We start from the raw sequence: 11332 nt of genomic DNA on the forward strand, positions 1-11332 counted from the left end.
AATGTCAAACCTGGCAACGGTCGCTCCCAAGCCCCGCAACGGATTGCTTGACCCCAGGCAGTGGGTGAAGTCCATTCCGGACGCGCTGCGCAAGCTCGACCCGCGCACGCTGTGGCGCAATCCCGTGATGCTCATCGTGGAGATCGGTGCGGCGTTCACCACGGTGCTGGCCGTCGTCGACCCGAGCCTCTTCGCGTGGATCATCACGGCGTGGCTGTGGTTGACGGTGCTGTTCGCCAACGCCGCCGAGGCGATCGCCGAGGGACGCGGAAAGGCCCAGGCCGACAGCCTGCGCAAGGCGAAAACGGACACCATCGCGCACAGACTCGTCGACCAGGACCCGCGGATCGAGCGTCCCGACGCGGCCACCACGCGGATCCCGGCGCCCGACCTGAAGCGCGGCGACCACGTCCTGGTGCTGGCGGGCCAGACCATCCCCGGCGACGGGGACGTCGTCACCGGCATCGCCAGCGTGGACGAATCCGCCATCACCGGCGAATCGGCGCCGGTGATCCGGGAGTCCGGCGGCGACCGCTGCGCGGTGATGGGCGGCACCAGGGTGCTGAGCGACTGGGTGGTCGTGCGGATCACCGCCGAGCCGGGAAAGTCCTTCCTGGACAGGATGATCGCACTCGTCGAGGGCTCCGCGCGCCGCAAGACGCCCAACGAGATCGCCCTGAACATCCTGCTGGCGGCGATGACGGTCATCTTCCTGTTGGCGGTGGCGACCATGCAGCCCGTGGCGATCTTCTCCAAGGAGTACATGGCCGCCGCCCGCGACACCGCGGTGATCGACGGGAACGGCGTCACCGGGGTCGTCCTGGTGTCCCTTCTGGTGTGTCTCATCCCGACCACCATCGGGGCCCTGTTGAGCGCCATCGGCATCGCGGGCATGGACCGCCTCGTCCAGCGCAACGTGATGGCGATGTCGGGACGCGCCGTGGAGGCCGCGGGTGACATCAATACGTTGCTGCTGGACAAGACCGGCACCGTCACCTACGGCAACCGCCGCGCCTCGGACTTCGTCGCGATGGACGGCGTGGCCGCATCGCACCTGGCCGACGCCGCGCAGCTGTCGTCGCTGGCCGACGAGACCCCGGAGGGTCGCTCCATCGTGGTGTACGCCAAGGAGGCGTTCGGTCTTCGGGAACGCGACGCGGGCGAATTGAGGCACGCCGCCTGGATCGCGTTCACCGCGCAGACGCGAATGTCCGGTGTGGATCTTGACGAGACCGAAGGCACGCACCGCATCCGCAAGGGCGCGGCGGGTGCGGTCATCGCCTGGGCCACCGACAACGGCGGCGAGGCGGCGAACGCCACCTCCCTGGTGGACGACATCAGCAACGCCGGCGGCACGCCGCTGGTGGTCGCCGAGCACCGCCAGGGCCACCCCGCCGTCGTATTGGGCGTCATCCACCTCAAGGACGTCGTCAAGGAGGGCATGCGGGAACGCTTCGATCGCCTGCGCCAGATGGGAATCCGCACGGTGATGATCACCGGTGACAACCCGCTGACCGCCAAGGCGATCGCCGCCGAGGCCGGCGTCGACGACTTCCTCGCCGAGGCCACGCCCGAGGACAAGCTGGCCCTGATCAAGAAGGAGCAGGAGGGCGGCCGGATGGTCGCCATGACCGGCGACGGCACCAACGACGCGCCCGCGCTGGCGCAGGCGGACGTGGGCGTCGCCATGAACACCGGGACGTCCGCGGCCAAGGAGGCCGGGAACATGGTGGACCTGGATTCCGACCCCACCAAGCTCATCGAGATCGTGGCGATCGGCAAGCAGCTGCTGATGACCCGGGGCGCGCTGACGACGTTCTCCATCGCCAACGACATCGCCAAGTACTTCGCGATCATCCCGGCGATGTTCGCCGCCGTGTACCCCGGCCTGGACGCGCTGAACGTCATGCGCCTGGCCAGCCCGACCTCGGCGATCATCTCGGCGGTGATCTTCAACGCGATCATCATCGTCGCGCTGATTCCCTTGGCGCTCAAGGGTGTCGCGTACAAGCCCGGCGGCGCCTCGGCCCTGCTGCGCCGCAACCTGCTGATCTACGGCCTGGGCGGGATCATCACCCCGTTCATCGGCATCAAACTCATCGACCTACTTATCGCCTTGATTCCGGGAATCGCATCATGAGTCGCACACCTCACTGGATCTCCTCGCACCTGGCGGCGCTGCGCGCGCTGCTGGTCCTCACCGTCGTCCTCGGGCTCGCCTACCCTCTCGGGATGGTCCTGATCGGACAGCTACCGGGCCTGAAGGACAATGCGGACGGTTCGCTGATCACCGGCGCCGACGGCAAGGTCATCGGCTCGTCCGAGATTGGACAGTCCTTCGCCGACCGCGCCGGAAACCCGCTGCCGCGGTACTTCCAGTCGCGTCCCTCGGCCGCCGTCAACGCCGACACCGGCCAACCCTACGACCCGATGACCACCGCGGCGTCCAATCTGGGCCCCGAAAGCGTCGTCGACACCCTGCCCGACCCGAAGAAGGGCTGGGACCGCGACGACAACGCCTCCCGGGCGCTGCTCACCCAGGTGTGCCGCCGCAGCTTCGACATCGGCCGGACCGAGGGCGTGGACGGCTCCCGCCCGTACTGCGCCCGTAGCGGCGACAACGCCGTCGGCGCGGTGCTGGGCGTGTACCGCTCGGGCGGGCTCACCGGCGAGGTGACGCGGGTGGTGAGCCTCAACGAGGAGTGCGGGACGATCAAGGAGCCGTTCCGCGAGACCTACCGGGGCGTGAAGGTGACCTGCGCGAGGTACGGCGCGGACTACTCCAGGGCCATCGTCACCCCGATCCGCGGCCACGCCCCCGGCCACAGCCCGATCCCGCCCGACGCGGTGGCGGGAAGCGCCTCCGGCCTCGACCCCGACGTCTCGCCGCGGTACGCCGAGCTACAGGTCAGGCGGGTGGCGCACGAGCGCGGCATGACCCGCGCGGCGGTGCGCGAACTGGTGGGCGAGTACACCACCGGGCGATTCCTGGGCTTCATGGGCGAGCCGAGCGTCAACGTGCTGGAGTTGAATGTGGCGCTCGACAAGCGACACCCCGTCAAGAAATAGCCGGGCTACCGGGGCGACTTCTTCGTCGATGAGGGAGGCTGGTGGCTATGTCTCGCGGTCATCTGCGCATCTATCTCGGGGCCGCCCCCGGAGTCGGCAAGACCTACGCCGCGCTCGAAGAGGCGCATCGGCGCGCCGAGCGCGGCACCGACGTGGTCGTCGGCTTCGTGGAGACCCACGGCCGCGAGGCCACGGCCGCGCTGCTGGACGGGCTGGAGGTCGTGCCGCGCCAGACCGTGACCTACCGGGGCAGCGCGTTCGAGGAGTTCGATGTGGACGCCGTGAGGCGGCGGCGTCCCGAGCTGGTGGTGGTCGACGAGCTGGCGCACTCCAATGTGCCCGGTACCGCGAACCAGAAGCGTTGGGAGGACATCGATCTGCTGCTGGACGCCGGGATCGGCGTGGTCACGACGGTCAACGTCCAGCACCTGGAGTCGCTCAACGACGTGGTCACCGAGATCACGGGCGTGCCGCAGCGCGAGACGGTGCCCGACGAGGTGGTGCGCCGCGCCGACCAGGTGGAGCTGGTCGACATGACTCCGGAGGCGCTGCGGCGCCGGATGGCGCACGGCAACGTCTACCCGCCCGAGAAGATCGACGCGTCGCTGTCCAACTACTTCCGGGTCGGCAACCTGACGGCGCTGCGCGAGATCGCGCTTTTGTGGCTGGCCGACAAGGTCGAGGACCAGCTGTCGAAATACCGGCAGGACAAGGACATCCGCGACACCTGGGAGTCCAAGGAGCGCGTGGTGGTGGCGCTGTCGGGAGGGCCCGAGGGCGACACCCTGATCCGCCGCGCCAAACGCATCGCGGCCCGCTCCGGCGGCGCCGACCTGCGGGCGGTGTACGTGGCCGGCGGCGACGGCCTGGCCAGCGCGAGCCACGCCGGGAACCTGGCCCGGCAGCGGCTGCTGGTGGAGAGCATGGGCGGCACGTTTCACCAGGTGGTGGGCGACAACATCCCCGACGCGCTGCTGGACTTCGCGCGCGGCGTCAACGCCACCCAGCTGGTGCTCGGCGCGTCGCGGCGGGGCCGCTTCGCCCAGATGCTGTCCACAGGGGTGGGTGTGTCCACGGCCGCCCGCTCCGGCTCCATCGACGTGCACCTGGTGACCCACGAGAAGGTCGCGAGGGGACAGTGGGCGCGCCCCGGGAAGTCCTTGCTGAGCACGGCCCGGCGCGTCGTGGCGTTCGCCGCCACGTTGATCGGGCTCCCGGCGCTGATCGTGGCGCTGATTCCGTTGCGCGACAACCTCTCCACGGGCAGCATCATGCTCATCGTGCTGTCGGCGGTGATGGGCATCGCGCTCACCGGCGGCATCTGGCCCGCCCTGCTGGCCGCCGTGGGCGGATTCACGATGGTGAATTACTTCTTCATTGACCCGATCCACACCTTCACCGTCACCGAACGCGAGAACCTGCTGGCCCTGACGATCTTCACGGGTCTCGGCCTCGCCGGGGCCATTGTGGTCAACATCCTGGCCCACCGCACCCGCCAGGCCGCCCGCGCCACCGCCGAGGCCCAGACGCTGGCCACCATCGCCGGCAGCGTGCTGCGCGGCGACAACCCGATGGCGGCGCTGCTCGGCCAGATCAAAGGCACCTTCGGCCTGATGTCGGTGACCCTTCTGGAGCGTCGCCAAAGCGGCGTCGGCCCCAACGAGAGGCACGACCCCTACGACTGGCACGCCGTGGCCGCCGCCGGCGAGGCGTCCACCTCCCCGTCCGACGCCGACACCGACATCCCGATCAACGACGACCTCACCCTGGCGTTGAAGGGCCGCCCCCTGGACGCCTCCGACCGCCGCATCGTCGAGGCCTTCGCGGTCCAGGCCGCCGTGGCGCTGCGCCAGGAACGCCTCGCCGCCCAGGCCGCGGCGATGCTCCCCCTCGCCGAGGCCGACAAGATGCGAACGGCGCTGCTGGCGGCCGTGTCCCACGACCTGCGCACCCCCCTGGCGTCCGCGAAGGCGTCGGTGGCGGGCCTGCGCGACGACGCCGCCCAGTTCACCGAGTCCGAGCGCGCCGAGCTGCTCATCACGGCCGACGAGTCCCTCGACAAGCTGTCCCGCCTGGTCGCCAACCTCCTCGACATGAGCCGCCTCCAGGCCGGTTCCCTTGGCGCCCATCCGATCCCGCTCGGCCTCGAGGACGTCGTTCCCCCCGCGCTCGACGAGCTCGGCCCGCCCGCCAAGTCGGTCAAGATCCACATCGCCGAGCACCTCCCCGAGGTGAGCGCCGACCCCGGCCTGCTCGAACGCATCATCGTCAACGTGGTCGGCAACGCCCTGCGCTTCAGCCCCCGCGGCCGACCCCCGCTGGTGACGGCCAGCGCCCACGGCGACCACGTCGAACTGCGCGTCGTCGACTACGGCCCCGGCGTCTCCGACATCGACTACGAACAGATCTTCACCCCCTTCCAGCGCCTCGGCGACCGCGACAACTCCAGCGGCGTCGGCCTCGGCCTGGCGCTGTCCCGCGGCCTCGCCGAGGCCATGTCGGGCACCCTCACCCCCGAGGCCACCCCCGGCGGCGGCCTCACCATGGTCCTCACCCTCCCCCAGTCCCTCATGGACATCGACATGGACCGCGCGCCGCGCTATGTCGAGGAGGACACGTGACCAAGATCCTGGTCGTCGACGACGAGCCCCAGATCCTGCGCGCCATGCGCATCAACCTCACGGCCCACGGCTACGAGGTCGCGGTCGCCCCCGACGGCTCCTCCGCCCTGCGCGCCGCCGCCGACTCCTCCCCCGACCTGGTCATCCTCGACCTCGGCCTGCCCGACATCGACGGCTACGAGGTCATCGAGGGCCTGCGCGGCTGGACCCGCGTCCCGATCCTGGTCCTATCGGGCCGCGCGACCAGCACCGACAAGGTCCGCGCCCTCGACGCGGGCGCCGACGACTACGTCACCAAACCCTTCGACATCGGCGAGCTCCTGGCCCGCGTCCGCGCCGTCACCCGCCGCCGCCCCGCGGGCGACGCCATCCCCAAGATCACCATAGGACGATCCGAGGTCGACCTGTCCACCCACACCATCGTCAACGGCGACAACAAGATCCGCCTCACCCCCACCGAATGGCAGCTCCTGGAGATCCTGCTGCGCAACCCCGGCAAGCTCGTCAGCCAACGCCAGCTCCTCCACTCCGTCTGGGGCCCCGCCTACGACCGCGAAACCAACTACCTGCGCCAATACATGGCCCAACTCCGCCGCAAGCTGGAGGAAAACCCGTCCCGCCCCGCGCATCTGATCACGGAGCCCGGGATGGGGTATCGGTATCGGCCGTTAACGAGTGAGATGGCTCAGGCGTTGGGCTGCCACAACTGGTCCATCGCCGCCACGTACAGGCGGTCGTCGTATCGATATGTGCGCTGTCCCAGGTTGACAACGACGCCAGCGACGAAGTCGTCCCCCAGTTTGTCCCGCATCAGGCGCAGACCCGCGAAGTCTGAATCGCTCACCGTGCCTGACGCCTTAACCTCGATGCCCGCCACGCTTCCGTCTCGGGCCTCCATCACCAGATCCACCTCTCGTTGGGTGTGAGTCCTAAAGTGGCTGAAAGTGACGTCGGTATCCGACCAACCCGACTGTTTGAGCATTTCGTTGACCGCGAAGGTTTCGACAACATGACCGAACTCGGACAATGTGGATGATTTGCGCAACGCCAGCTTGCGCCGATTCACGCCCAACAGATGAGCCGCGAGCCCGCTGTCTACAAAATGGACCTTCGGAGACTTGGCGATCCGCGCGCCCAAGGTGCGTCCGAATGGTTCCAAGCGGTGCACCAGAAACACCGACTCAAGCAGGTTTACATAGTCATACAGATTTCGAGCCTCTTGTCCGAGCGTGTTGGCGATGTCGGCGACATTCAGTATCTGGCCAGTGCGGGCGGCCAGGATTCGCGTCAGGTTCTGAAGGACCCCTCGCTGACGTATGCGACGGATGTCGAGCACGTCCCGTAGCACTATCAGCTCGACGAGGTCATCGAAGTATCGTCCACGGGCAGAGTCGCTCGGAGCGCTCAGAGCGATCGGCATGCCACCAGTCAGGATCTTGTGCGTGTACTGATCGCGGGTCGTGCCGCTGGTGGGCCGCTCGCGCAGTCTTTCGGGGTTCGTCATCACCGTATCGATAAAGGTTTCACGATGCCCGATGAGCTCCCCTTGGGACAGTGGCCAAATCGTCATGATGTGTGCCCGCCCCGTGAGGGCCTCAGCCGCCCGAGGAAGCATGGTGTATCTGGTGGACCCCGTCAACAGATACCGTCCAAAGCGGAAATCGTGGTTGAGCTCGGATTTGATGGCGTACAACAGGTCGGGCGCATGTTGAAATTCATCGATGCACACGGGTTCGGGGCGTCCCGCGACGAAAATTCCTGGGTCCGCGGTCACCTGGGCCAACGTCGCGCGGTCATCGAGATCGGTGACGTCGACACCGTGGTGGCGCGCACACGCATGCAGCATGGTGCTCTTGCCGACCGTGCGAATACCCGTCAACACGACAACGGGTGATTCGTTCATCCGTTGGGCGACTGTGTCCGTGAGATGCCTGGTGATGAGAGCGTCAGAGTCAGTCGGCAAGGTCAATCCTCCGTGCCATTATTGCGGAAATTCCGTGATTAAATTTCGGAATTTCCGAGATTTTGCTGCGGATATTACACGACGACACCCTGCGTGACGACCCTCTCTACACCAACCGCTGCCCGCCGTCGGCGTGGATGACGGAGCCCGTGAGGTATCCGTTGCGCAGCACCATCTCGAAGACCTGGGCGACCTCGTCGGGGGTGCCGATGCGGCCGATGGGGAGGCGGTCGGACATGGCCGCGTGGCGCTCATGCTTGGTGGTTCCCGCGATGGCGTCCCAGATTTCGGTGTCGACCCAGCCTGGGGAGACGGCGTTGACGCGGACGGGGGCGAGTTCGAGGGACAGGGCGCGGGTGAGGGCCTCGAGGGCGCCGTTGGAGGCGGCGATGGCGGCGCCGCCCGGGGCGGGTCGGTGGGAGTTGAAGCCGGCCGTGAAGGTGAGGGTGCCGTGGGTGGGCAGGCGGGGGGTGGCGTGTTTGGCGAGGATGAGGGGGCCGAGGACCTTGGTGGCCAGGACCCGTTGGGCCGTGGGAATGTCCATGTCGGATAGTGGCATGTAGGCGTTGGAGCCGTCGACCGCGGTGACGATGACGTGGTCGAGGGGTGGGACGTCGGCCAGGAGGGACGCGACGGAGGCCTCGTCGCCGATGTCGGCGAGGGCCGTGGAGACGTCGTGGGCGCCCAGGCGCGTGGCCGCGGCGGCGAGCTTGGCGGGGGTGCGGCCCGCGACGATGACGTGGGCGCCCGCGTCCCGCAGCCGTCGCGCCGCGGCGAAGCCGATTCCCGAGCTGCCGCCGATGATGAGGATGCGCTGGCCTTTGAAGTGGGTCATGACATCGATGGTCGGCGGCGCGACGGGCCTTGTGCAGGGCGCGATGTTCCAGGCAGTGGCGCACCCATGATGGGCGTCACCGACCGCGCGACGGGTCGCTGGCGGCGGGGCGGACGGGATGGCCGTGGCAGCATGGGCGGATGACCAGCGAGTTGGGCGCGTTCTTGCGGGCACGGCGGCAGCGGGCGGACCCCGCCGAGCACGGGATGCCGCTGCGGCGGCGGCGTCGCACGCCAGGGTTGCGGCGGGAGGAGCTGGCGACACTGGCGGGGGTGAGCGTGGATTACTACGCGCGGCTGGAACAGGGCCGCGAGACGCGGCCGAGCGCGTCGGTGCTGCGGGCGTTGGCGGGGGCGTTGGGGCTGACGGACGAGGAGCACGCGCACCTGGCCGCGTTGGCGGGGGCGCGGCGGTTCGCCCACGTCGCGACGGGCACCGTCGAGGTGGACCCCGGGTTGCTTCAGCTGTTGGCGACGGTGCGCCCCGCCCCGTCCTACCTGCTCAGTCGAGTCAGCGACGTGCACGCGGCGAACCCCGAGGGGCTGGCCATGCTGCCCGGGCTGACGGATTGGCCCGCCGAACGGCGCAACACCGTTCGCTACCTGTTCACTCACCCCGCGGCGGAGAAGCTGTTCGGCGACTGGGAGGGGTCGGCGGCGTCCAACGTCGCTCACTTGAGGACCGTGCTGACCGCCGAGCCCGAGGCCGCCGACGTGGCGGCGCTCGTCGCCGAGCTGAGCGAGGCCAGTGTGGACTTCGCGCGGTTGTGGCGGCGGTACGACGTGGCGGCGTGGACGCCGAAGACCAAGACCTTTCACCATCCCGACGTCGGCGACTTCACCGTCGACTCGCAGACCCTCACCGTGACGTCCACGGGTCAGCGCCTCGTGGTCTATCAGGCGCCACCCGACAGCGCGGATCATCGCGCGCTGGGCCGACTGGCCTAGACCGATCTCCTGGGCGGTGATGGCGCGGGTCGGCGGGTCGCGTTCGTCCACCACGGCAAGACGGCGCTGTACGATGGCGAATCCTTTGGCGCCAACCGAAACGATGGACGTGACCCGAACCCAGACCCCCGAGACCGCGGCGTACACCCGACCCGCCTCGACAAGGGCGGCGGCCGTGGTGGCTTTGGTGGTCGGCGTCGCGTTCGTCGCGCGCGTGGTCGCCGAGTTCGTGGTCGGCAACGCGATGGCGGCCGAGTTTTCGCGGCAATGCCTGCCGGGCTCGGGCATCGAGGACAACTTCAACGCCTGCTACGCCTCGGACACGTTCGTCGCGTCGGCCACCCGCATCGCGCCCGGCGATGTCGTAGCCGTCACCTGCTTGGTGGGGGTCGCGGTCATGGCGGCGCGGGCCGTGAGGTTCGTCGGCGTCGCCGCGGGGGTTGTCACCCTCGGACTGGCCCTGTGGGCGGTGTTGTCCTATGGATACCTGGATGGCCTGCCCGAGCGGCTGTCGGCGACGACCGCGTTGTTCGACGACGGTCGCGGGATCGGCTGGTTTCTCAACGTGGGCAAGGCGATCAGCGTGTTGTCGGTGGCGGGGGCCGTCGCCTGTTCGGCGCTGATCGTGGCGTCCTCCGTTCGCCGCGCGAGGTTATTCCTCGGGCGGGGGCGGGCAGGCGCCCTCGTGGGGGTTGGGGATCACGCCCGATTTGATGTCGCGGATCATGCCCATCCATTCGTGGGCCTCCACCTCGAGCATGGGGAAGTCGCCGTCGGTGGGGAGCTTGGAGTCCCGCATCGCGACGTACTGGACGTACTCGCCGTCCTCGTCGGCGGGGCCGGGGGTTTCGGGGTCGGGCGTGGCTGTCATGCGATCCACTCTAGGCGGTAGTCAGGGGGCGGAATCGGCTACTGTCGGGCGCGCCCACCCCCGAAAGGTTCCCCCATGAGCACCGTGGCCGTCGACGCCGAAAAGCGCGTCACCTTTGGCGAGCTGTTCTTCGACCTGGTCTTCGTGTTCGCGGTGACGCAGGTGTCGGGGTTGTTGCACCACGACTACGGGTGGGCGGGGCTGGGTCGGGCGCTGTTGGTGTTCGTGCCGATCTACTGGGCGTGGGTGGGGACGTCGGTGTACGCGAACCTGCGGGACGCGGATCGGCCGGTGGATCGGGTCGGCATGTTCGGGGTGGGGTTGTGCGGGTTGGTGATGGCCATGGCCGTGCCCGACGTCTTCGGGGCGCTCGGGGTGTGGTTCGGGGCGGCGTACTTCGTGGCGCGGGTGTTGTTGGCGCTGTTGATGTTCAGGGACGCGCACGTGTTCGGCGGCCAGTACTCGGTGGGGGCGTTCGTGACGGGGCCGCTGTTGCTGGTGGGCGGGATGCTGCCGCCCGGGGCGCGGGTCGCGGTGTGGGCGGTGGCGGCCGTGGTGGACCTGGCGACGCCGACGCTGTTTCGGCGCAGGTTGTCGCGGCTGAACTTTGACGCGGGGCACCTGGCGGAGCGGTTCGGGCTGCTCGTGATCATCGCCCTGGGCGAGTCGGTGGTGGCGATCGGGCTGTCGGCCTCGGCGACGCACCAGATGAACGCGGCGCGCCTGGTGGCGGTGGGGTTGGCGTTCGGTCTGGCGGCGGGGCTGTGGTGGGTGTACTTCCATTTCGCGTCGAGCGCGATTCGGCACGCGGTGGCCACGGCGCAGGTGCAGATCGACGTGGTGCGGCACGTGTTGTCGTACGGGCACTTGTCGTTCATCGCGGGGATCATCGCCACGACCGTGGGTTTCGGGGCGGTGGTGGCGCATCCCGGGGAGCCGTTGTCGGCGGGGCTGGCGGGGTTGCTGGTCGGCGGGTGCGCCCTGTACCTGGCGACGTTCGGGTACACGCGGTGGCGGATGTTCCGC

At 68.9% G+C, this 11332-nt stretch carries 9 protein-coding genes and 1 pseudogene; 6 read left to right on the forward strand and 4 right to left on the reverse strand.

The features are described 5' to 3' along the window. The first annotated feature begins 1 nt into the window (after window position 1). The 4 genes and pseudogenes from kdpB to VE172_RS15580 all read left to right on the forward strand — a co-directional run. Window positions 2-2140 carry a potassium-transporting ATPase subunit KdpB gene (kdpB, locus tag VE172_RS15565; RefSeq protein WP_324802841.1) on the forward strand — a complete coding sequence of 713 codons (2139 nt, stop codon included), beginning with the start codon at window positions 2-4 and terminating at the stop codon, window positions 2138-2140. Further along, window positions 2137-3069 (forward strand): potassium-transporting ATPase subunit C, encoded by a 933-nt coding sequence (locus VE172_RS15570; RefSeq protein WP_324802842.1) that lies wholly within the window; start codon window positions 2137-2139, stop codon window positions 3067-3069. Before kdpB ends, VE172_RS15570 begins: the two co-directional genes overlap by 4 nt. A gap of 47 nt (window positions 3070-3116) precedes the next feature. Then, the gene (locus VE172_RS15575) at window positions 3117-5690 is read left to right on the forward strand and encodes a DUF4118 domain-containing protein (RefSeq protein WP_324802843.1); all 2574 of its coding nucleotides are present in this window, start codon (window positions 3117-3119) and stop codon (window positions 5688-5690) included. After that, window positions 5687-6358: pseudogene (locus VE172_RS15580) on the forward strand (response regulator); the annotation flags it as partial. The gene VE172_RS15575 and the pseudogene VE172_RS15580, both read left to right, overlap by 4 nt. A 17-nt stretch (window positions 6359-6375) precedes the next feature. Here the strand turns inward: VE172_RS15580 and VE172_RS15585 are convergent. Both VE172_RS15585 and VE172_RS15590 read right to left on the reverse strand, forming a co-directional pair. Then, window positions 6376-7593 carry an ATP-binding protein gene (locus tag VE172_RS15585; RefSeq protein WP_324802844.1) on the reverse strand — a complete coding sequence of 406 codons (1218 nt, stop codon included), beginning with the start codon at window positions 7591-7593 and terminating at the stop codon, window positions 6376-6378. A gap of 166 nt (window positions 7594-7759) precedes the next feature. Beyond that, entirely contained in the window at window positions 7760-8488 is a 729-nt protein-coding gene (locus VE172_RS15590; protein WP_324802845.1) for an SDR family oxidoreductase, read from the reverse strand. 140 nt (window positions 8489-8628) lie between these two features. On the opposite strand from VE172_RS15590, the gene VE172_RS15595 reads away from it, so the two are divergent. Beyond that, window positions 8629-9435, forward strand: coding sequence for a helix-turn-helix transcriptional regulator (locus tag VE172_RS15595; RefSeq protein WP_324802846.1), 807 nt, complete (start codon window positions 8629-8631; stop codon window positions 9433-9435). 309 nt (window positions 9436-9744) lie between these two features. On the opposite strand, the gene VE172_RS15600 is transcribed toward VE172_RS15595, so the two are convergent. Continuing rightward, window positions 9745-9882 (reverse strand): hypothetical protein, encoded by a 138-nt coding sequence (locus tag VE172_RS15600; protein WP_324802848.1) that lies wholly within the window; start codon window positions 9880-9882, stop codon window positions 9745-9747. Window positions 9883-10087: 205 nt separating this feature from the next. Beyond that, window positions 10088-10306: a DUF397 domain-containing protein gene (locus VE172_RS15605; protein WP_324802850.1), complete on the reverse strand. Its 219-nt coding sequence runs from the start codon at window positions 10304-10306 to the stop codon at window positions 10088-10090. A gap of 75 nt (window positions 10307-10381) precedes the next feature. Between VE172_RS15605 and VE172_RS15610 the strand changes: the two genes are divergently transcribed. Continuing rightward, window positions 10382-11332 (forward strand): low temperature requirement protein A (locus VE172_RS15610; RefSeq protein WP_324802851.1); only part of this gene is annotated, 951 nt, incomplete at its 3' end.

Origin of the sequence: Stackebrandtia sp. (genome assembly GCF_035643755.1) — a bacterium.
GTDB lineage: Bacteria > Actinomycetota > Actinomycetes > Mycobacteriales > Micromonosporaceae > Stackebrandtia.